The sequence below is a fragment of the Streptomyces sp. NPDC001770 genome (genome assembly GCF_053596135.1).
Map to the genome: position 1 here is coordinate 110,865 of NZ_JBSFFN010000021.1, position 23,029 is coordinate 133,893.

Consider the following 23,029-nt stretch of genomic DNA (forward strand, 5'->3'; position numbering starts at 1 on the left):
CATCCAGTAGCGAGGCGATCCTCCGCCTTGCGATCGCACGCACCGGACGCCGCCCGGCCCGGCCTCCGGCCGAACGACGGCAGTCCGAAGACGCGCCCTAGGACCCGCTCGCCCCCCCCCGCAACCCGTACAACCGCACCGTCGCGACGGCACCCGCACGCCCGCCCGCCTCCTCGGCGGGCTGACGACGACCGCCTTCGGACGACGACCGCCCCTCGACCCTTCCGCGACGCCGCGGACCACCGACGCCACCGCGCCCAGGCGCGCGCCCGCCACAAGCCGACGAACCCTGCCCGGACCGTGCCCGTTCCGAGCCAACTCTCCAACCCGGAAGGGACGATGAGTCTTCGATGATGGATCCCCGTGCCCGCCTCGTGCCGCTGTCTCCCGCGAGCCTGGCCGCCGTGCGCCGGCGAACCGGTGACTACTCGGACACCACCATCACCGAGGCCTGCGCCATCGGCCTGTCGTACTGGGCCACCGGCCGCGGCCCCGAAGGCATGGACCTCGGCCCCGCCACGCTCTTCCCCGACGTCCTCGGCTGGGTGCACAACGGCGGTGCGGGGAGCGCCGGCTGGACGGTGGGCGAGGACGGCCGGAGCATCACCGTCCCCGAGGGCGTCGAGCCGGCCGACGTGCGCAGCGCGCTGGACGATCTCGTCGACTTCCCCGACCGGCCCCTCGGCACGATCACCGCCGCCGGCGCCACGGCCCGGGCCGGACTGCTGGCCCGGTGGAACGACACCGACGCCGAACGGGACCGCCCGACCCTCGTGGAGATGTTCCGCGAGCAGGTGCGCGCCCGGCCGGACGCCATCGCCGTCGTCGACGGGCAGCGATCCCTGACCTACCGTCAAGCAGACAAGCTCAGCTGCCAGTTGGCGCACCACCTGATCGGTCGCGGACTCGGACCCGAAGAGGTCGTCGGCATCTCGCTCGGCCGCTCCGCCGACATGGTGATCGGGCTGCTCGCGGTGCTCCGGGCCGGAGGCGCCTTCGTACCGCTCGACCCGCAGTGGCCGGCCGCCCGACGGAGCGTCGTCATCGAGGACGCCCGGGCCGTCCTCCAGCTCAACGACTCGGGGGTACGGCCCGAGGGCGAACCGGAGGCCGTCGCCGTCGACCTCGGCGACTGGGACTACGGCTCCGAGCCCGCCGACGGGTCCTTCGCCGCCGTGTCCGGAGCGGCCCTCGCCTACGTGATCTTCACCTCCGGATCGACCGGACGCCCGAAGGGCGCGATGATCCGGCACGAGGCGATCAGCGAACGCCTGCTCTGGCAGAGCCGCGAGATCCTCGGCTTCGGCCACGACGACGCCTCCCTCTTCAAGGCACCCCTCTCCTTCGACATCTCGATCAACGAGATCTTCCTGCCCCTGGTGACCGGCGGCCGGCTCGTCGTCCTGCGGCCCGGCGGCGAACGCGACCCGCACCACCTGCTGAGCGTGATCTCCGAGCAGCGTGTGACCTTCACCTACCTGGTCTCCTCCATGCTGGACGTCCTGCTGGAGATGGCCGGCGACTCCGGCCGCCTGGACAGCCTGCGGCACGTCTGGTGCGGCGGCGAGGTGCTCACCCCGGAGCTGTACGAACGCTTCCGCACCAAGCTCGACATCCCGCTCTACCACGGCTACGGCCCCGCCGAGACGACCATCGGCGTATCGCACGTCATCTACCGCGGCGCCGCCGAACGCCTCTCCACCTCGATCGGCAGGGCCAACCCCAACACCCGGCTCTACGTCCTCGACGACGAGCTGCGCCCGGTCCCCGTCGGCGTCGGCGGCGAGCTCTACGTCGGCGGCTTCCTCCTGGGCCGCGGCTACGTCAACGCCCCCGGCCTCACGGCGTCCCGGTTCGTGGCCAACCCCTTCGCCGACGACGGCTCCCGGCTCTACCGCACCGGCGACCTCGCCCGCTACGCCCCCGACGGCTCCCTGGACTTCCTCGGCCGCGCCGACAACCAGATCAAGATCCGCGGCATGCGGCTGGAGATCGAGGACGTGGAGGCCGGCCTCGCGGAGCACCCCTCAGTACGCCACACCTGCGTCGTCGCGAAGAAGAACGCGGCGGGCGGCACCTACCTGGTGGGATACGTCATCCCCGCCTCCGGCTCCGGGCACCTGCGGGGCGAGGAGGTCCGGGCCTGGGCCGAGGAGCACATGGTGGAGTACATGGTGCCCACCCACATGGTCGTGATGAAGGAGTTCCCGCTCACCGCGAACGGCAAGCTCGACCGCAAGGCCCTGCCCGAACCCGTCGTCGCGACCGGCTCGTCCGTCGCGCCCACCACCGACGACGAGCGCGCCGTCTGCGCGGCCGTCGCCACGCTGCTCCGGCTGGACGAGGTCGGCGTCGACCAGGACTTCTTCCGCCTCGGCGGCGACAGCATCCTCGCCATCTCCCTCTTGAGCGCACTGCGCGAGGTGGGCCTCCACGTCACCGCCCGCCAGATCTTCACCCACAGCGTCATCGGGGCGCTGGCCGCCGTCGCGAGCCGCGAGGAGGCGTCCGCGCCCCTCCACCGCGACGTGGCCACCGGCGGGATCACCGGATCGCCCATCCTGCGGTGGCTCGGCGAGACCACCGACGCCGTCGACGGCTTCGTGCAGTCGGTGGTGCTGAACGTCCCCGCCGAACTGACCGCCGACGCCCTCGACGCGATCCTCACCGCCCTGGTCCGGCGGCACGACATGCTCCGCGCACGGCTGGTCCGGGGCGACCACTGGAGCTTCGACGTCCCCGAGGCCGACGGGGCCGTCGCGGGGTGGCAGGAGAGCGACCGGTCACAGGAGGAGTGCCTCGCCCTCGCCACCGACGCGCTCGACCCGGACGGCGGTGTGATGCTCCGCGCGGTCTGGCGCCGCGGCGCACACCAACTCGTCCTCGTCGTCCACCACGTGGTGATCGACGGCGTGTCCTGGCGGGTCCTGATGGACGACCTGGCCACGGCGTGGCGCCAGTGGGCGGCCGGCGCGCCGGTCGACCTGCCCCCGGTGCGCACGTCCTTCCGGCACTGGACGGAACTCCTCGCACGGACGGACTTCGACGCGGACCGGGCGTACTTCCAGCGCGCCCTGCCCGGAGCGGACGGGCCGGTCGGCCGCAGGGCCCTTTCCGGGGCCGACACCGTCGACCGGGAACGCACCCGGACCGTGGCGCTCGGCTCCGGCCCCACCACCGCGCTGCTCGGCGACGTCCCCGCGAAGTTCCACGCGGGCGTCAACGACGTCCTGCTCACCGCACTCGCCGTCACCCTCGCCCGATGGCGGCGCGACCTCGGACAGGACCAGACGTTCGCCCGCGTCGAGCTGGAGGGCCACGGCCGTGAGGGGCGGTTCGTGACCGGTCCCGAGCCCGAACTCTCCCGCACCGTCGGCTGGTTCACCACCCTCTTCCCGGTGACCGTGGACCCCGGCCCGGCCGAGGACCTCACCGCGCCCGAGTACCTCGCCACCGCGCTCAAGGCGGTCAAGGAGAACCTCGCCGAGGTCCCGGCCAACGGCCTCTCCTACGGCGTGTTGCGCCACCTGACCGACACCGGGTTCGACACGCCCGCGCCCCAGGTGCTCTTCAACTACCTGGGCCGCTTCGACGCGGAGACCTCCGGCGACTGGCGGCTCGCCGGCAGCACCGGGCAGCTCGGCGAGCGGCGCGACCCCAGGATGCGGCTGCCGCGCGCCCTGGAGTTCAACGCGATCGCGGAAGCCTCCTCCACCGGCGCGTACGAACTCGTCACCACCCTCTCCTGGCCCGACGGGATGTTCACCGACGAGGACATCGACACCCTGGTCGGGTACCTGCGCGACGCGCTGACCGGCCTGGCCGCCCTCCAGCAGGGCGGCCACACCCCCAGCGACTTCCCCCTTGCGCGGCTCACCCAGGCGGACGCCGACGCCCTGGACACGCCGGAGCTCCGCGACGTCCTGCCGCTGACGCCGCTCCAGGAGGGCCTCTACTTCCACTCCGTCTTCGACGACGACTCGGCGGGCGCCTACGTCGAACAGCAGCTGCTGACCCTCGACGGCGAGGTGGACACCGACCGCCTGGAGGCGGCGGCGACGAGGCTCCTCTCGCTCTACCCGAACCTCGCCGCACGGTTCACCGCCCTCGCGGACGGCCGCGTGGTGTCCGTCCTGGAGAGCGGGGTCCGGGCGCCCTTCACGGTGCTGGAGCGGCCCGGGATCACCGACGCCGAGATCCGCGACCTCGCCGAGCGGGACCGCCGCGCCGGATTCGACCTGGCCACCGGCCCGTTGATGCGCTACACCCTGATCCGCGCCGGCTCCGGGCGGACCCGGCTGGTGCAGACCGTGCACCACATCGTCGCCGACGGCTGGTCGGTACCGCCGATGCTCCGCGCGCTGCTGGCCGAGTACCACGCGCCCGGCACGGTGTACCGGACCGGCGGGTTCGCCGACTACGTGCGCCACCTCGCCGGACTCGACGAGAAGGAGAGCGACCGGGTCTGGCAGGAGGAGCTCGCCGGACTCCCGGGCCCCTCCCTGGTCGCCCCGGACCACACTCCGTCCGACCGCTTCGCCGACGCCGTCGAAGAGGGCGCGGACCTCGCCGCGGACGTCGACGCCGCCGCACGGTCGGCCGGCGTGCCCTTGAGCGTGGCCGTGCACAGCGCTTGGGCGCTGACCCTCGGCGGCATCCTGCACGGTACGGACGTGGTGTTCGGCTCCACCGTGTCCGGACGCGACGCGGACGTCCCCGGCATCGAGGACATGGTCGGCCTGTTCATCAACACCGTCCCGGTACGCGCCCGTTGGTCGGACACCACCACGGCCGGCGAACTGCTCGCCTCGGTCCGGGAGCACCAGAGCGCGGTCCTGCCGCACAGCCACGTCTCGCTCGCCAGGACCGGGCGCCTGGCCGGCCACGGCACCCTCTTCGACACCCTGGTGGTGTTCGACGTCGCGACCGACGTGCACGCGCTGCGGAGCCCCGGCGACGACCTCGCCATCACCGCCATCGAGAACGAGGGCGCCCCGCACTACCCCCTGACCCTCGTCGTCGAACGCACCCGCGACGGGCGTGTCCGCTTCAACCTCGTCCACGACCGCGCACTGCTCCGCGAGGCCGGTGCCCGGGAGATCCTGCGTACCTTCACCCGTACCCTCACCGCCCTGCTCACCCGGCCGGACGCCCCGGTCCCGGCACTGACCCACCCGGAGCACCTGCCCGCCGAGCCGACTGCCCCGACGACGCTCGGCGGACTCTTCGACGCCGCCGCACGCCGCGACCCGGCCGCCGTCGCTGTCACCGCATGCGCACTCGACGGCACCACCCGCTCCCTGACCTACGGCGAACTCGCCACGGCGCGTGACGCGTTGGTCTCCGTACTGCGCGCGGCCGGGGTCCGGCCCGGCACCCGGGTCGCCGTCGCGGTCCCGCGCTCCGTGGAACAGGTGGTGGCGCTGGTCGCCATCGTCACCGCCGGGGGAGCGTACGTACCGCTGGACCTGGCGTATCCGGACGAGCGCCTGGAACACGTCCTCACCGACGCCGCCCCGCAGGTCGTCCTCGTCGCACCCGGCGGACGGGACCGCTTCACCCGGCTGCTCGGTCCGACCGAGGGCGACCCCGCCCGCCTGCTCGTGCTGGGCGAGGAGCCGCCACACGCGGAGCCGTCCGCACCGGAGACCGTACGGACCGGCACGGTACGGACCGAGGCAGGCCCGCACGACCCGGCCTACGTGATCTACACCTCCGGATCGACCGGCCGGCCCAAGGGCGTCGTCGTCCCGCACTCCAGTGTGGTGACCCTGCTCGCCAACACCCGGCACGCCATGGGCTTCGGCCCCGGCGAGGTCTGGGTCCAGTTCCACTCGTACTCCTTCGACTTCGCCGTCTGGGAACTGTGGGGCGCGCTGGCGCACGGCGCGGAACTGCTGGTGCCGGAGTACGCCCTGACCCGCTCTCCGGTGGACTTCCACCGACTGGTCCGCGAGCGCGGAGTCACCGTCCTCAACCAGACCCCGTCCGCCTTCTACCAGTTCATCGAGGCCGACCGGCACGCCGGCGCACCGGCCACCGCACTGCGCCGGATCATCTTCGGCGGCGAGGCACTGGACCTCGGACGGCTGCGCGGCTGGGTCGAGCGGCACGGCACCGCCACGCCCGAACTCGTCAACATGTACGGCATCACCGAGACCACCGTCCACGTCACCCACCGGGTGCTCACCGACGAGGACTTCGACGGCGGCGGCACCAGCCCCATCGGCGGCCCGATTCCCGGCCTGACCACCCATCTCCTCGACGACAGGCTCCGGCCGGTGCCCCCCGGGCGGGTGGGCGCCATCTACGTCGCCGGCGACCAGGTGTCGCTCGGCTACCTCGGCAGGCCGGAACTCACCGCCGGCCGGTTCGTCGCCGACCCGTTCGCGGGCGACGGCTCCCGCATGTACCACACGGGCGACCTCGCCCGCCGCACCCTCGGCGGAGAGCTGGAGTTCGTGGGGCGCGCCGACGACCAGGTGCAGCTGAAGGGCTTCCGCATCGAACTCGGCGAAGTCGAGTCCGCGATCAGGGAGTTCGACGGCATCACCGACGCGGCCGTCACCCCGGCGGTCACCGGCGACCACCTGGTCGCCCACGTGGTCGGACGGGCCCCCGGCGACCTCGCCCGCCTGCTCGCCGCGAAGCTGCCCGCCCACATGGTGCCGGGCCGCGTCCTGACCCACGACGCGCTGCCGCTCACCGTCAACGGCAAACTGGACCGCAGGGCGCTGGCCGAGCGCGCCGCACGGGAGGACACCCCCGTGGCCACCAGCGCCCAGACCCCCGACGCACTCGTCGCCCCCGACGCACTCGACGCACTCGTCACCCTCTTCGCCGAGACCCTCCCGGAACCGGACATCGACGGCGACACCGACTTCTTCATGGCCGGCGGCGACAGCATCGTCGCCATCACCCTGATCAACCGGGCCAGGGCGCTCGGTCTGCCCGTCGCACCCCGCGACGTGTTCCTCCACCGGACCCCCCGCGCGCTCGCCGCCCACCTCCGGACCCGGGCGCCGCAGCTCCCCGCCGCACCCGGGCCCGTCCGCCCGCAGGACGGCCCGCTCCACCCCACACCGATCGTCCTGCGCCAGCGCGAACTGGGGGGCTCGCTCGACCGGTTCGCCCAGGCCCGCACACTCAGCGCGCCCGACGGCACCACGCCCGCCGACGTCCGGCGCGCCGCGGACGCCCTGCTGGCCACGCACCCGGCCCTCCGGCTGCGGCTGCGCGCCGACCACGGGGTGTGGACCCTCGCCACCGAACCCGCCCGCACCGCCACCGTCCTGCTCCCCGGCACCTCCGACCCGACGGCCGCGGCGGACCAGGCCGCCGCACGGCTCGATCCGGAATCCGGCGAGGTCGTCGCCTTCTCCTGGCTGGCCGGGACCCGCACCCTGGTGGTCACCGCCCACCACCTCTGCGTCGACGCCGTCTCCTGGCTGATCCTGCTGGACGACCTGGCCACCGCCCTGCGAGGCGAGAACCCGGCGCCGGCGACCACCCCCTTCGCCGAGTACGCGGAAGCGCTGACCGCCCGCTCCGCCGAGGCCGTCGACGGCCTCGGCCACTGGCTCAGCACGCTCGACGCCCCCGCCCCACTGCCCCGGGCCACGGCGCTGCGCACGGTCACGGCCGTGCTCCCGCCGGAGACCGGCGACCGGGTCACCCGCACCGCGCCCGCCGCCCTCGGCACCGGCCTCACCGAACTGCTCGTCGGCGCGCTGCGCACCGCGCTGACCCGGATCCAGAACGAGCCCACCGATCTCGCGATCGACCTCGAACACCACGGCCGCGTCCCCGCCCGGGACCACCACGACTACTCCCGTACCGTCGGCTGGTTCACCGCCGTCGCCCCCGTACGCCTCACCGCGCACACCGACCCCGTCGCCGCCGCCCGCGAAGCCGCGGCGCGCCGGCCCGGCGAGGACGGGCACCTCGGCTACGGCCTGCTCCGCCACCTCAACCCGCAGACCGGCCCCCTGCTCACCGCCCGCCCGCACCCCCAGGTGCTCTTCAACTACCTGGGCCGGGGCAGCGAGTCCGAGGCGCTCCGCCTCACCGCGGGGGACCAGGGCAGCCCCTACGCCGTCGAGGTCAACGCCTGGACCGACAGCGCCACCGGCAGCCTGCACGCGGAATTCACCCTCGCCGACGGCGTCCCCGACACGATCACCACGCACTGGCGGCGCGCGCTGGAGGAGATCGCCGACGCCTCCGCGACCGCCGAGCGCACCGCACCGGTCACCCCGCTCCAGCGCGGCCTGTACTTCCAGGCCCAGCTGGCGGGCACCGCCGGACACTACGTCGCCCAGAGCTGGTTCACCTTCGACCGGCGCCTGGACACCGACGCGCTCGCCGAGGCGATGGCGCACGTGATCGCCCGCCACCCGGTCGTCGGCGCCGGCTTCACCACCGACGACGACGGCAACCCCGTCCAGGTCCTCGCCGCCGGCCGGCGCGTTCCCGTCCGCACGGTCTCCCTCAGCACGGAGGCCGAGACCGACGCCCTGCGCGCCCAGGACCGCGACACCGGATTCGACCCCGGCGAACCGCCGCTCGTCCGGCTGACCGTGGTCCGGCTGCCCGACGACCGCGACGGCCTGCTGCTCAGCTACCACCTGCTGCTCTGGGACGGCTGGTCCCGCGAGACCGTGCTCCGCGACCTCTTCGACGCGTACCGGGCGATCCTCGCCGGGGAGCCGCTCGACGCCACTCCGGCCACCCCCTCCTTCGAGGACCACGCCCGCGCGCTCGCCGCCAAGGACTCCGACGTCGCCACCCGCTTCTGGGCCGGCCACCTGGCCGGACTCACCGGCCCGACCCTGCTCGCCGGCCCGGACCCGTCCTTCCCGGACGAGCTGCCGCACGCCCTCACCCAGACCCTCACCACCGAGGCGTCCGACCTCCTGCGCGAGGCAGCCAGGACCCACGGCGTCACCCTGAACTCCGTGCTGACCGGAGCCTTCGGCCTCCTGCTCGGCGCGCACACCGGCCGCGCCGACGCCGTGTTCGGCGTCACCGTCTCCGGCCGCGAGGGCGAGGACACCTCCGGCATCGTCGGCGTGCTCCTCAACACCGTGCCCCAGTGGACCCGGCCCCGCCCGGACGACACCGTCGGCGCCTACCTCACCGCCGTCCAGCGGGCCCGCGTCGAAGCGATGGAACACGAGCACCTCGGCCTCGGCGAGATCCAGCGGGCCGCCGGACACGACAGCCTCTTCGACAACCTCTTCGTGCTCCAGAACTTCCTGGACATGGACGCCTTCGCCGCGATGAACGCCCGGCACGGCATCACCTCGGTGAAGGCCGACGACTCGACCCACTACCCCTTCACCTGGGTCGTCACCCCCGGCGACCGTCTCACCGTCAAACTGGAGCACCGCGACGACGACACCGAGGGCGCCCGCCGCCTCCTGGCCGGCTACCTGAGCGTGCTCGACGCCCTGGCCCGCTCCACCGGCCCCCTCGGCGCGCTCCCCGGCCTCGGCGACGCGCCCGCACCCGCGGACCCCACGGCGATCGGCACGGACACCGTCGTCGACCGGTTCGACCTGGCCGCCGACCGCGACCCCGGGCGGACCGCGCTCGTCGCCGACGGCGCCACGATGACCTTCGCCGAACTCAGGGACCGCAGCCGCGCCCTCGCGGGCGTCCTCGCCGCACGCTCCATCGGCCCGGAGACCACCGTCGGCCTCGCCCTCCCGCGCTCCCTCGACTCGATCGTGGCACTCTTCGCGGTGCTGCGCACCGGCGCCGCGTACGTACCGCTGGAGCTCGACCACCCCGACGAGCGGATCGCCGCGATCGTCGCCGACGCCCGGCCCGAGGTCACCCTCACCGTCAGCGCCGTCGCACCCCGGCTGACCGGCGAACTGATCGCACTCGACCGCCCGCTCCCCGACGCCGAGCCCCTCGTCACCTTCGCGCCCGGCGACCCGGACCGCCTGCGCCACCCCGCGTACACCATCTACACCTCCGGATCGACCGGGAAGCCCAAGGGTGTGGTGACCGAGTACGCCGGCCTCACCAACATGCTCATCAACCACCAACGCCGGATCTTCGAGCCGGTCCTCGCCGAACACGGCCACCGGACCTTCCGCATCGCGCACACCGTGTCGTTCGCCTTCGACATGTCGTGGGAGGAACTCCTCTGGCTCGCGGACGGCCACGAGGTGCACATCTGCGACGAGGAACTGCGCCGCGACGCCCCCCGGCTCGTCACCCACTGCCTCGAACACGGCATCGACGTCATCAACGTGACGCCGACCTACGCCCAGCAACTGGTCGCCGAGGGCCTGCTCGACGACCCCGCGCACCGCCCCGCGCTGGTCCTGCTCGGCGGCGAGGCCGTCACTCCCGCTCTCTGGCAGCGACTCGCCGCCGCCGAGGGCACCGTCGGCTACAACCTCTACGGGCCCACCGAATACACCATCAACACCCTCGGCGTCGGCACCTTCGAGTGCCAGGACCCGGTGGTGGGCGTGCCGATCGACAACACCGAGGTGTACGTCCTCGACCCGTGGCTGCGCCCCCTGCCGGACGGCGTCCCGGGCGAGCTGTACGTCGCGGGCGTCGGCATCGCCCGCGGCTACCTCGGGCAGTCCGCGCAGACCGCGCACCGCTTCGTCGCCTGCCCGTTCGGCGAACCCGGCACCCGGATGTACCGCACCGGGGACCTGGTCCTGCGCCGGCCCGACGGAAACCTGAACTACCTCGGCCGCACCGACCAGCAGGTCAAGATCCGGGGACACCGGGTCGAACTCGGCGAGGTGGAGGCCGCGTTCGCCGCGCACCCCGCGGTGAGGTTCGTCGCCGCCGTCGCCCAGCCCGACCCCCAGGCCGACGGAGCCCACCGGCTCGCCGCGTACCTGGTGCTGGACGGTTCCGACGGCAGCGCCGGCCTCGCCTCCGTCGCCGCCGAGGTGGGCGCCCGACTGCCGGACTTCCTGCGCCCCACGCACTACGCGCGGGTCGACGCCATCCCGCTGACCGTCAACGGCAAGGCCGACACCAAGGCCCTGCCCGAGGCCAAGCCCCTCGGCGTCCTCACCACGGCCGGCGAACGCGCCCCCGAGGGCGAGACGGAGATCCTGGTCTGCGAGTTCTTCGCCGAGGCGCTGGACCTGGACGACGACGAGGTCAGTGCCGTAAGTGATTTCGTGTCCCTCGGGGGACACTCCATGCTGGCGGTGCGGCTGATCGGGCTGCTCCGCCGCGAGTACGGACCCGTGATCACCATCCGTGATCTGCTCACCCTGCGAACCCCGGAAGCGATTGCGCGGCACCTCGATGACAACAGCTGACACCCAGCGCCCCCGCCAGGGCGCCGACATTCTGCGGACCGCCCTGCGCCGCAACCTCGGAGCCATGGCCTGGGGCACCGTCCTCATGGGCCTCTACCAGGCCGGCGAGACGGCGTTCCCCATCGCGCTCGGCCTGATCGTCGAGCACACCATGCAGGAACGCGGCCTCGGCAGGCTCCTGCTGTCGGTCGGCGCGCTGGCCGTGATCATCACCACCGTCTCGCTCTCCTGGCGGTTCGGGATGCGCATCCTGCAGAAGGCCAACACGACCGAGGCCCACCACTGGCGGGTCCGCGTCGCGGCCTGCGGACTCCAGCCGGTGGCCCGGGACATGGACCTGAAGTCCGGCGAGGTGCTGACCATCGCCACCGAGGACGCGGACCAGACCGCCGACATCATCGAGGTGGTGCCGCTGCTGGTCAGCTCGGTCGTCGCGATCCTCGTCGCGGGGACCGCGCTCGGGCTGGCCGACCTGCGGCTCGGCCTGCTGGTGTTCGTGGGCGCCGCCGCGATCCTCTCGGTCCTCGGCGTGATGTCGAAACGCATCGGCGCGAGCACCAAGGAGCAGCAGGCCCGGGTGGCGCGGGCGGGCGCCAAGGTCGCCGACCTGATCACCGGCCTGCGCCCGCTGCACGGATTCGGCGGCAACCACGCCGCTTTCCGCTCCTACCGCAAGGTCAGCACGGAGGCGAAGCAGCAGGCGATCACCGTCGCCCGGGTCAACGGTGCTTACGCGGGTGCCTCGCTGGCCCTCAACGCACTCCTCGCCGCCGTCGTGACCCTGGCGGCGGGCTGGCTGGCCTTCGACCGGCAGATCACCGTCGGGGAACTCGTCATGGCGGTGGGACTGGCGCAGTTCATCATGGAACCGATGAAGCTGTTCTCGGAGATGCCGAAGTACGTGATGATGGCGCGCGCCTCGGCGGAGCGGATGGCGCTGGTCCTCGACGCCCCGCCGGTCGCCGCCCCGGGCACGGGCAGCCCCGAGCCCGGCGGTGACCTGGAGATCGACCGCGTCCGCCACGGCTCACTGCGCGAGCTCAAGTTGCAGGTCGCCGCAGGGGAGTTCGTCGCGATCGCCGCCTACCAGCCCCGCGCCGCCGCCGAGTTCGCGGCGATCCTGGCCCTGAACGTACCGCCCCACGCGTACGAGGGGGTGGTGCGGCTCGGCGGCCAGGAGATCGGCGACCTGCCGGCCGAGGCGGTACGCGGGCACATGCTGGTGAACCCGTACGACGGGGAGATCTTCGCGGGCACGCTGCGTACCAACATCGACCCCTCCGGTACCAGCCGCATGATTCCGGAGGCCGTCGAGGCGTCCCTGCTGACCGACGTCGTCGCCCTGCACCGCGAAGGACTGGACCACCTCGTCCGCGACCGGGGCGCCAACCTCTCCGGAGGGCAGCGCCAGCGGCTCTCCCTGGCCCGGGCACTGGCCGCCGACAGCGACATCCTGGTCCTGCACGACCCGACCACGGCGGTCGACGCGGTCACCGAGCAGCTCGTCGCCCGCAACCTCGCCGAACTGCGCCGCGGCCGCACCACGGTCGTACTCACCAGCAGCCCGGCCCTGCTGGACGCCGCCGACCGGGTACTCGTCCTGGACGACGGCGTCATCACCGCCGAGGCCACCCACCGCCACCTCCTCGCCACCGACGAGGCGTACTGCCGGGCCGTGGCGCGATGACGCGGTGCCCCTGCCGCCCCGGGCGCCCCGGGCGGCAGGGGTTCAGCGCAGCGCCCAGGCGACATCCCTGAGCAGGGCGTGCCGCCAGCCCACGCGGTCGTGACCCGAGGATGACCGCGAGACCCGTACGGCCGCCCCGGCCGCCTCGACCAGGGACTCGACCACCTCGCAGTGCGGGAGCATCCCCGTCTCGTGCTCACCCACGTCGAACGCGACGCGCAGCCCGGACAGGCCGGGGCGCGCCCGCAGCCTGCGGGCCAGGGCGCCACCCAGCGGCCCGCCCAGCGGGTCCGCCGCGCCCACGGCCTCGGGCGACCACCAGAACGACCCCGACTGCACCGCGACCCGTGACACCAGCTCCGGGAAGTCCAGCGCCGCGTGGAGCGCGCTCAGCCCGCCCAGGCTCTGCCCGACCGCAACCAGCCGGCCCGGGTCCGCGGGCACACCGGACTCCGCCACCAGCGGCAGCAGTTCGTCCCGGACCGCCTCCCAGAGCTCGGGCCGGCATCCGAACTCGGCCTCCCGGTCCTTCACCGGCAGGAAGACCAGCGTGACCGGAGGCATCTCGCCCGCGGCCACCGCCGAGTCGAACGCGGTGGTGGCCGGATGCAGATGGAGCCAGTCGTCCCCGTCGAGCAGCAGCACCAACGGCCCGCCGCCGCCCGCCGGATGCACCCGCACGGTGCGCCGCCCGCCGAGCCGCTCGCTCGCCCAGCGCAGCCGGGTACGCGGCAGGGGCAGCACGTCGTCCGCGCCGACCACGGGCCAGTGCGGCTGCGGCGGCGCGTCCGGGGTCGCGGCCAGCGAACGGTCACCGCCGGCGCCCGCCGGGTTGAGCGGATCGGCGTACGCCCCGTCGTCCGTGAGGAGTTGGTAGGTCACCCGAAGCCGCTCGGGCATCGCCACCTCGGCGTACCAGCAGTCCGTGTCGACGAGACGGCGCAGGGGCACCGGCTCCGACCAGCTCTCGAAGACGACCTGTGCGGGGGACCCGCGCCACAGGAAGAGGGCCACCCAGCCGCCTCCGGGGGACGGTACGGCTACGGGACTGCGCGCCGACGCCCAGAACGCCTCGGTCCCCGGACTGCCGGGCAGCCCGAAGTCCGCGAAGGACGGGGGACGGTGGGCCGCGAGGCCGGGGGCGGCCCCCGTCACGGCCGGCCGGCGGAGCGGTGGCGGTCCGGGTTCCGGCGGAACGCGCCCAGGGGCGGGCGGGCTCCGTCCCCGGTTCGGAGGTGTTCGGTCGCGGGAAGCATCAACGTCTCCTTGTGAGAGGGAAGTCGAAGGGCTAGGCTCACGGTTATTAGGTTACCCTAACCTGATGATTCCGCTGCGGGTGGGCGTCGGTACGGTCGCGAACCACCCGCTCGACACGGCCGCCCGGCCGGTCCGCCGAGGAGGCGCTGACACATGAGCACCAACCCGTTCGACGACCCCGAAGGCCGCTTCCTGGTCCTGGTGAACGACGAGGGCCAGCACTCGCTCTGGCCGTCCTTCGCCGAGGTCCCCGGAGGGTGGGCCATCGCCTTCGAGGAGAACACCCGGGAGGCGTGCCTGGAGTTCATCGAGACCAACTGGACCGACCTGCGCCCCCGTTCGCTGGCGGCGACCATGGATGCCTGATGCCTGATGCCTGACGCTATGCGGCGGGGGCGGACCGGACGCCCGGGCCGCCCCGACGCGCGCCGGGGGGAATAGTTCGGGCCGGGGTCCGGTTGGCGCCGCACATGACGTTATTCAACGGCTTCGACCCCGCCACCGCCGAGCTCCTCGACGGCAGGAACTTCGCCACCCTCGCCACGATCAACCCCGACGGCAGTCCGCAGACTTCGGTGGTGTGGTTCGAGCGTGAGGGCGACAAGCTGCTCATCTCCGTGACCTCCACACGGAAGAAGGCCCGGAACATCGAACGCGACCCGCGTGTCAGCCTCACGGTTTTCGACCAGGGCAACCCGTACCGGTCGGCCGAGATCCGGGGCACCGCCGAACTGCTGCCCGACCCGGACAAGGCGCTTCCGAAGCGGCTCTCGCAGCGCTATCTGGCGGAGGACCCGCCTGCCGAGGGGCCCGAGGAGAGGCGGCTGATCGTCCGGGTCACCCCGGAAAGGGTGAACGACTTCGCGGTCAAGGTCTCCGGGCCCGACGCGTAGGCGACCCCCTTCGCCGAGCCGGGCCGAGCGCCCCCGAGGGGCCGGCCGACCTGCTCGCCCGCCATCACCGGCCCCAGGCGGACGCCGTTGCTGTTCCGCGACCGCCGGGGCCCGGTGCGGTCACGCGGGCGCCGGTAGCCCCCGTACGCCCCCGTACGTCCCCGGAGGTCCGCGCCGCCGCCCCCGGCCCTCCGCCCGGGCGGGTGACCGCCCGGGCGGGGCCCGCCTCACTCCGCTTCCCAGTCCCAGGTGTCGAAGTACGCCGTCTCGCCCGACCGCCGCGCACCGTCGATGGCCAGCAGCCTGCGGTAGTCACCGTCGGGCATGTGGTCCCGCCACTCCTCCAGCGGCCGCACGCGCACTTCGTCGTGCTCCGCAGGGTCCAGGACGATCGCCTCGATCTGACGCCTGGTCAGCCGTCCGCCGTCGAAGACGCACCCGAAGGTGCTGTACGGCCACTGGGCGCCCGGCAGACCGTAGACAGCGGCCAGCAGACGGCGGGGAGGCCCGCCGACGACGATCCCCGTCTCCTCCCGGCACTCGCGCACGGCCGTACCCCAGGGACGCTCGCCCGGGTCCATCGTGCCGCCGGGAACCTGCCACGGGTGCGAGGAGGAGTACACCGCGTGCAGCTGCAGGGGACGGCCGTCCTCGTCGGTGAAGTACAGCCCGGCGAAGCCCGTGGCGTGCATGACCGTCTCCGCGAACTGCGCGGTCGACAGCCCCGCCGCGTCCCCGGGCCGCCGGACGGGGGCCCGGGTCATCCGCAGCAGCGCCGCGTCGCGGAAGAAGCCGAACCGCTCGTAGAACGGCACCGGTTCACCGCCGGTGTGGAGTGCGTACTCGGTGACGCCCAGCTCCTCCAGATGCCGCAGCAACGCGCCCAGCGCGGCACTGGCGTAGCCGCGCCCGCGGTGGGCGGGCTCGGTGGCGACGGCGTCCACGTGTGCCGCGAGGCCCTCGGGGGAGTCGCGCGACGGGAACACCGGATGCACCAGCGCGAGCGCGCAACTGGCCAGCCCGCCGCCCGCCGGCGCGTCGACGACGTAGGCCACCGCGCTGCCGGCGGCCGTGAGACGGGCCGCCAGGAGGGTACGGGTCGCGGCGAGCCTCTCCGGCGAAAGCGGCTCGGGGCAGGTGTGCTCCGACTTCAGCCGCGCGATCTCCGCCGCGTCGCCGGGAACGGCGGGCCGGGGCTCGGGAGCCGCGAAGGGCCGGGCGGCACCGGCCGGTACGCAGCGCCCCCCGGAGCCGTCCGGGCGGCGCGAACGCGGCACCGGGCTCAGATCCCGGCTCGCGGCTTGCGGCAGCGCGCGTTCGCCGGGCCCGGGCAGGGGCCGGCGCGCACGGGCAGGCCGTGCGGCGGGCTGCTCACGCTGCTCTCCGGCAGCCTCGCCCCTCACGCGAGGTCTCCGGGCCGCCTGGCGAGACGTACGGTGAACACGCTCTCCTCCGTCAGCGGGCCGAGAGCGGCGTGGGCGGTGAGAAGCCTGCGCGCGTCGTCCTCGAAGGCCGCGTGCCGGTCACCGAAGAGCGCCGGACCGGCGAAGGAGGTCGTCGCGAGATACCCCACCACCTGATCCGGTGTCCGGACGCGGGTCGCCGGGAACTCGTGCACGCTCACCCGGCTGAACGCCGACCGGGCCAGATCCTCTTCGTACGGGCGGGACGGCTCCGTGTACGCGCCGGCCGTACCGGCCCGACGGGCGGGGCCGAGGTAGGACTGGATCAGCGTCCGCAGGGCGCGCGTCCAGTCGGCGTCGTGCGTCCACAGGCTTCCGTCACCCATCACCGCGAAGACGGCGCCGGGAGCGGCCACCCGGTCCGCCATCGCCAGGACGGCCTGCCGGTCCATCCAGTGGAAGGCGCGGCAGCACGTGATCAGGTGCGGACGACGGTCCGGGGCCACCGGCCCGAAGTCCTCCGCCCGGCCGGCGAACCCGGTGACACGCGACGCGCCCAGCTCCGGCAGCAGTGCGCCGAGCGCCGCGCGCATCCGTTCACGGTTCGTGTCCACCACGGACACATGGGCCGGAGCCAGCGACGCCATTATGGACAAGGGAACTTGGCCCGTCCCCGTCCCGAGGTCCAGCAGCACCGGGGCGGGTACGCCGGTGAGTGCCGCGGCGAGGAACCGGGCCGCCTCCGGCGGTACGCCGGGCCGGTGGCTCGCGTACGCGCGCGCGGCCCCGAAGCGGTCCGGCGGCGGTGAACCCCGGTCCGTGCGGTCTTCCGTCATCAGCGGTGTTCCTCCTTGGGGCATGCGGGGGCGGCTCGCGGCTCCGGCGGCGCACGGGCCGGGGCGGCCGACAGCCGGTGGGTGAGGGACACCCACCGCATGGTGAACGGATGTTCCTGGCTCGCGGTCACGGACATCCGCCCCGACTCGCCGTACGGACGTGCCCGGTGGTCTGCCGCGTCCCTCTCGCGCACGACCTCCGGCGCGGAGGACGACCGGGGGCCGGCTGCGGTGGCCCTACCCGGCCGAGTGACCACGTTGATCGAGCGGTTCCTCGACGAAACCGTGCGGCCGCGCTCGCGCCGAAGACCTGGGGCGGTACGCACGCGAGGCACCCGGTCTCCGACCGCGGCGGTCTCACAGAGGAGGACTCGCCGCGATCCACTGGTGGTTCGCACTCCACCACCCCGCGGAGCCCACCGCGTGCCCTCGCGCCGACGCCGGTCTACCGCCCTGCGGGTGCGATCGTCAACCCGCTCTCCCTGTGCTGATCCGCGCTCGGACACGGTCTGGTGCCGCCCGGACGAACGGGGCAGCATCTAGGGGGTGTCCGGCGGACCATGGCCGGGGTCGCGGCGTCCGGAACGGTACCTCGCGGCGTTGCCGGAACGTCCGGATCGCTCCGCGACGACGACGTTCCAGCGCCTCGCGACGCACCGCATCCGACGCCGCACACTGATCCACCAGAACTTCCGGGACAGCCTCCGGCTCCGCCCGACTCACCATCCGCGCACCGTGATCCACCCTTCCAAGGAGCTCTTCCATGCTCATCGGAGTGACCCGCGAGCCGGCCGGGGAGACCCGCGTGGCCGCGACCCCGGCGACCGTCAGACAACTCACCGCCCTCGGTTACACCGTGGTGGTCGAGTCCGGAGCCGGTGAGCTCTCCGCGTTCACCGACGACGGGTACACCGGAGCCGGGGCCACCACCGGCACCGCCGACGACGCGTGGGGCGCGGACATCGTCCTGCGCGTCAACGCACCCGCCACCCGCGACATCGACAGGCTGAAGGACGGGGCCCTGCTGGTCTCCACCCTGGCCCCGGCCCTCAACCCCGGCCTCGTCGACGCCCTGGCCGAACGGGACATCACCGCGCTGGCCATGGACGCCGTGCCGCGCATCAGCCGCGCCCAGTCCCTGGACGTCCTGTCCAGCATGGCCAACATCGCCGGCTACCGCGCCGTGATCGAGGCCGCCCACGAGTTCGGCCGGTTCTTCACCGGCCAGGTGACCGCCGCCGGAAAGGTCCCGCCGGCCAAGGTCCTCGTGGCCGGCGCCGGCGTCGCGGGCCTCGCGGCGATCGGCGCCGCGTCCAGCCTCGGTGCCGTCGTCCGCGCCACGGACCCGCGCCCCGAAGTCGCCGACCAGGTCAAGTCACTCGGCGGCGAGTACCTCCCGGTCGTCGTCGACGAAGAGGCCCAGCAGTCCGGCGACGGCTACGCCAAGGCCACCACCGACCTGTACAACACCGCCGCCGCCGAGCTCTACTCCGCCCAGGCCGCCGACGTCGACATCATCATCACCACCGCCCTCATCCCCGGACGCCCGGCCCCCCGGCTGATCACCGAAGCCGACGTCGCCACGATGAAGGCCGGCTCCGTGATCGTCGACATGGCCGTCGCGCAGGGCGGCAACGTCGCCGGCAGCGTCGAGGGCCGGAAGGTCGTCACCGGCAACGGCGTGACCATCCTCGGCTACAGCGACCTGGCGGGCCGCCTCCCCACCCAGGCCAGCCAGTTGTACGGCACCAACCTCGTCAACCTGCTGAAGCTGCTCACCCCCGGAAAGGACGGCCATGCCGTCCTCGATCTCGACGACCCCGTCCAGCGCGGCATCACGGTCGTCCGCGCCACCGGGGACGGGCGGGGCGAAAAACTCTGGCCACCGCCCCCGGTCCAGGTCAGCGCCGCCCCCACCACCACACCCGCCGCGGTGGCCCCGGCGCCGCCGCGGAAGAAGACCCTGCCCGGCCCCGCGAAACTCGCACTCGTCCTCACCGGAATCGCCCTGCTCTGGCTCGTGATCGCCTTCGCCCCGGCGCCGATCCCGCAGAACTTCACCGTACTCACCCTGGCGGTCGTCATCGGCTACTACGTCATCGGCAAGGTCCACCACGCGCTCCACACCCCCCTGATGAGCGTCACCAACGCCATCTCCGGGGTCATCGTCGTCGGAGCGCTGGTCCAGGTCGGGCTCGGCGGCCACTTGATCCAGGCGCTGGCCGGCCTCGCGACCCTGCTCGCCTCCGTCAACATCGTCGGCGGCTTCGCGGTGACGCGCCGCATGCTCGCCATGTTCAGCAAGGGGAACTGACGTGACCGCAGCCTCGATCTCCACCGCGGCGTACCTCGTCGCCGCCCTGCTCTTCATCCTCTCCCTGGCGGGCCTGAGCAAGCACGAGACGGCCCGGCAGGGCTGGGCGTACGGGGTGGCCGGCATGGCCGTCGCCCTCGCCGCCACCATCGGCCTGACCCTCCACGACACCTCGGTACGGGGCGCGACCGCGCTCGTCCTCGCGGTCTCCCTCGCCGTCGGCGCCGTCATCGGGCTCTGGCGTGCCCGCGTGGTCAGGATGACCGGCATGCCCGAACTGATCGCGCTGCTGCACTCGTTCGTGGGACTGGCAGCCGTGCTGGTCGGCTGGGCCTCCTACATCGAGGTCGAACGCCACGGTGAGGGCGGCTTCTCCGGATCGCTCCTGAGCATTCACCACGCCGAGGTCTCCCTCGGCATCTTCATCGGCGCCGTCACCTTCACCGGCTCGATCGTCGCCAACCTCAAGCTGAGCGCGAGGATCAAGTCCGCCCCGCTCGTGCTGCCCGGCAAGAACATCCTCAACCTCGGCGCGCTGCTCGCCTTCGTGGTCCTCACCGTGCTCTTCGTCGCCCGCCCGACGCTCTGGCCGGTCATCGCGGTGACCGCGATCGCGCTGCTCTTCGGGTGGCACCTGGTCGCCTCGATCGGCGGCGGAGACATGCCCGTCGTGGTTTCCATGCTCAACAGCTACTCCGGCTGGGCGGCCGCCGCGAGCGGATTCCTGCTCGACAACGACCTGCTCATCGTCGTCGGCGCGCTGGTCGGCTCCTCGGGTGCCTACCTCTCGTACATCATGTGCAAGGCCATGAACCGTTCCTTCGTCTCCGTCATCGCGGGCGGCTTCGGGATCGAGGCGCCCAGCAGCGGCGGCGACGACGGACAGGGCGAGCACCGGGAGACCAACGCCGACGAGACCGCCGAACTCCTGGCCGGAGCCTCCCGCGTGGTGATCACCCCCGGCTACGGCATGGCGGTGGCCCAGGCGCAGTACCCGGTCGCCGAACTGACCCGCCTCCTGCGGTCCCGGGGCATCGACGTCCGGTTCGCCATCCACCCCGTCGCCGGCCGTCTGCCGGGCCACATGAACGTGCTGCTCGCCGAGGCCAAGGTGCCCTACGACATCGTGCTGGAGATGGACGAGATCAACGACGACCTCGCCGGCACCGACGTCGTCCTGGTCATCGGCGCCAACGACACCGTCAACCCGGCCGCCATGGACGACCCCGGCAGCCCGATCGCCGGCATGCCGGTCCTGCGGGTCTGGGAGGCCGCGAACGTCGTCGTCTTCAAGCGGTCGATGGCCAGCGGATACGCCGGTGTCCAGAACCCGCTCTTCTTCCGCGAGAACACCGCCATGCTCTTCGGCGACGCGAAGACCAGGAGCGACGAGATCGTGGCCGCCCTGGCCGCACTGGCCGGTGCCCGTGTGGCGCCCGTCCCCGCCTGAGAGGACCTTCCGCCCGCCCCGCCGCCCAGCGTGTCCGGGCGCGGGCGGGCGGTCTCCCGGCTCCCGGCCGTCCGGCATCCGCCCGTCGGCACCAGCGGAAAACCCGTGATGCGAAGATGCGACGAACGAGGAACGGGCAGACCGAGGGGTTGCTGTGGGCTACGAACTTTCGAACCGGCTCGTCGTCGGGATCGCGTCCAGCGCTCTCTTCGACCTGACCGAGTCGGACGCCATCTTCCGCGAGCAGGGCGAGGAGGGGTACCGCGGCTACCAGGAGAAGCACCGGGACGCCGAACTCCGGCCGGGAGTGGCGTTCCCGTTCATCCGGCGTCTGCTGTCGCTCAACAACCTGAGCACGGCCGACGACCCGCTGGTTGAGGTCATCGTCCTGTCCCGCAACGACCCCGACACCGGCCTGCGGGTCATGCGCTCCATAGAGTCCCACGGGCTGCCGATAAGCCGGGCCATCTTCAGGCAGGGGCGTTCGCCGTACAACTTCATGCCCGCGCTCAACATGTCGCTGTTCCTGTCGGCGAACGAGCCGGACGTCCGCGAGGCCGTCGCGTCCGGTCTGGCGGCCGGACACGTCCTGGGCGCACCCCACGAGGACGACTCGGACGACGACGACCTGCGCATCTCCTTCGACTTCGACGGCGTACTCGCCGGCGACGAGTCGGAGCAGGTGTTCCAGACGGGCGGAATCGAGGAGTTCCGCGCCCACGAGACGAGGAACGCCGCGATCCCGCACGACGCCGGGCCGCTCAGGGAGTTCCTCGCCTCCGTGAACCGCATCCAGCAGCGTGAGGAGGAGGAGCGCAGGAGGAATCCCGACTACCGGATCCGGCTCCACGTCTCCATCGTCACCGCGCGGAACGCGCCCGCCCACGAGCGGGCGGTCACGAGCCTGAAGAAGTGGGGCCTGAGGGTCAACGACGCCTTCTTCCTCGGCGGCATCGACAAGGGCGAGATCATGAAGATTCTCAGACCGCACATCTTCTTCGACGACCAGGAGACCCACCTGGTCAGCACCTCACGGACGACGCCCAGCGTCCACGTCCCGTTCGGGAAGATCAACGAGGTCGCCGGAGCCGACCGCCGTCCCGCCTGACCGCAGGTCCCGTCACCGCCCGACGAGCTCCTTGAGCGCGATGTTCAGCTGGAGGACGTTGACGCGGGGTTCCCCGATGAAGCCGAGGATGCGTCCGCCGGTGTTGTCGTCGACGAGCTCGGTCACCTGGTCGACGCCGAGGTGGTTCTTCTCGGCGACGCGGCGGATCTGGAGCTGTGCGTACTCCGGGGAGATGTCCGGGTCGAGGCCGGAGCCGGACGAGGTGACGGCGTCGGCCGGCACGTCGTCGGGGCTCACCGGGTGGCCGGCGACCGAGTTGTCCCGGACGACCGCGGCCTTGGCGGCGGTCACGGAGTCGATCAGCTTCGGGTTGTCCCCCGCGAGGTTGGTCGCGCCGGAGACGAGCAGCTCGTACTGGGTGTTGACGGTGTTGGTGGTGAGGCCGTCGGACGGGCGGGGCTGGAACCACTTGAGGTCCGGGTCCGGCGTCTTCCGGCCGTTTTCGAGGGGCAGGTCGTAGCGCTGGCCGATCAGCTCGGAGCCGACGACCTTGCCGTTCGCCGTGATCTCGGAACCGTTGGCGCGGCCGGGCATGAGGCCCTGGGCGATGCCGGTGATGACGAGGGGGTAGACGACACCGCAGGCCACGGTGAGCACGAGCAGAGCCCGCAGCGCCGCCCAGAGCAGCCGGCCGGTGTTTCCTGGGGAGGAACTGTTCATGCCGATCAGCCGATTCCGGGGATGAGGGAGATGATCAGGTCGATGATCTTGATGCCGATGAACGGGGCGATGAGGCCGCCGAGGCCGT

11 protein-coding genes are annotated in these 23,029 nt (G+C 72.9%); 7 read left to right on the forward strand and 4 right to left on the reverse strand.

Translation table 11 applies throughout. The annotated features are described in order from the left end of the window. The first annotated feature begins 350 nt into the window (after positions 1–350). Together ACWCSV_RS20195 and ACWCSV_RS20200 are read left to right on the forward strand one after the other, a co-directional pair. The gene (locus ACWCSV_RS20195; RefSeq protein ID WP_451144030.1) at positions 351–11,312 is read left to right on the forward strand and encodes an amino acid adenylation domain-containing protein; all 10,962 of its coding nucleotides are present in this window, start codon (positions 351–353) and stop codon (positions 11,310–11,312) included. Further along, a complete protein-coding gene (locus tag ACWCSV_RS20200) occupies positions 11,299–12,999 on the forward strand; it encodes an ABC transporter ATP-binding protein (RefSeq protein ID WP_451144032.1) in 1,701 nt (566 codons plus the stop codon). The genes ACWCSV_RS20195 and ACWCSV_RS20200 overlap by 14 nt, the downstream gene beginning before the upstream one ends. Positions 13,000–13,041: 42 nt before the next feature. Here ACWCSV_RS20200 and ACWCSV_RS20205 read toward each other — a convergent pair whose 3' ends face one another. Beyond that, positions 13,042–14,154 carry an alpha/beta hydrolase-fold protein gene (locus ACWCSV_RS20205; protein WP_451144034.1) on the reverse strand — a complete coding sequence of 371 codons (1,113 nt, stop codon included), beginning with the start codon at positions 14,152–14,154 and terminating at the stop codon, positions 13,042–13,044. A 255-nt stretch (positions 14,155–14,409) separates the two neighbouring features. Between ACWCSV_RS20205 and ACWCSV_RS20210 the strand changes: the two genes are divergently transcribed. Next, a complete protein-coding gene (locus ACWCSV_RS20210) occupies positions 14,410–14,622 on the forward strand; it encodes an MbtH family protein (RefSeq protein ID WP_451144036.1) in 213 nt (70 codons plus the stop codon). Positions 14,623–14,726: 104 nt separating this feature from the next. After that, on the forward strand, positions 14,727–15,149 hold the full coding sequence (locus ACWCSV_RS20215) for a PPOX class F420-dependent oxidoreductase (protein WP_451144038.1): 423 nt from the start codon (positions 14,727–14,729) through the stop codon (positions 15,147–15,149). Positions 15,150–15,376: 227 nt separating this feature from the next. Here the strand turns inward: ACWCSV_RS20215 and ACWCSV_RS20220 are convergent, their stop codons facing one another. Together ACWCSV_RS20220 and ACWCSV_RS20225 are read right to left on the reverse strand one after the other, a co-directional pair. Continuing rightward, positions 15,377–16,426: a GNAT family N-acetyltransferase gene (locus tag ACWCSV_RS20220; protein WP_451144040.1), complete on the reverse strand. Its 1,050-nt coding sequence runs from the start codon at positions 16,424–16,426 to the stop codon at positions 15,377–15,379. A 122-nt stretch (positions 16,427–16,548) separates the two neighbouring features. Further along, entirely contained in the window at positions 16,549–17,388 is an 840-nt protein-coding gene (locus tag ACWCSV_RS20225; RefSeq protein WP_451144042.1) for a class I SAM-dependent methyltransferase, read from the reverse strand. Between the two features lie 763 nt (positions 17,389–18,151). Here ACWCSV_RS20225 and ACWCSV_RS20230 point away from each other — a divergent pair. From ACWCSV_RS20230 to ACWCSV_RS20240, 3 genes are all read left to right on the forward strand, one after another. Beyond that, entirely contained in the window at positions 18,152–19,702 is a 1,551-nt protein-coding gene (locus tag ACWCSV_RS20230; RefSeq protein WP_451144044.1) for a Re/Si-specific NAD(P)(+) transhydrogenase subunit alpha, read from the forward strand. Position 19,703: 1 nt separating this feature from the next. Further along, positions 19,704–21,152, forward strand: a complete 1,449-nt coding sequence (pntB, locus tag ACWCSV_RS20235; RefSeq protein WP_451144046.1) for a Re/Si-specific NAD(P)(+) transhydrogenase subunit beta — start codon at positions 19,704–19,706, stop codon at positions 21,150–21,152. A 154-nt stretch (positions 21,153–21,306) separates the two neighbouring features. Continuing rightward, positions 21,307–22,260 carry a 5'-nucleotidase gene (locus tag ACWCSV_RS20240; RefSeq protein WP_451144048.1) on the forward strand — a complete coding sequence of 318 codons (954 nt, stop codon included), beginning with the start codon at positions 21,307–21,309 and terminating at the stop codon, positions 22,258–22,260. A gap of 12 nt (positions 22,261–22,272) precedes the next feature. On the opposite strand, the gene ACWCSV_RS20245 is transcribed toward ACWCSV_RS20240, so the two are convergent. Continuing rightward, positions 22,273–22,941, reverse strand: coding sequence for a potassium-transporting ATPase subunit C (locus tag ACWCSV_RS20245; RefSeq protein WP_451144050.1), 669 nt, complete (start codon positions 22,939–22,941; stop codon positions 22,273–22,275). Between the last annotated feature and the right edge of the window lie 88 nt (positions 22,942–23,029).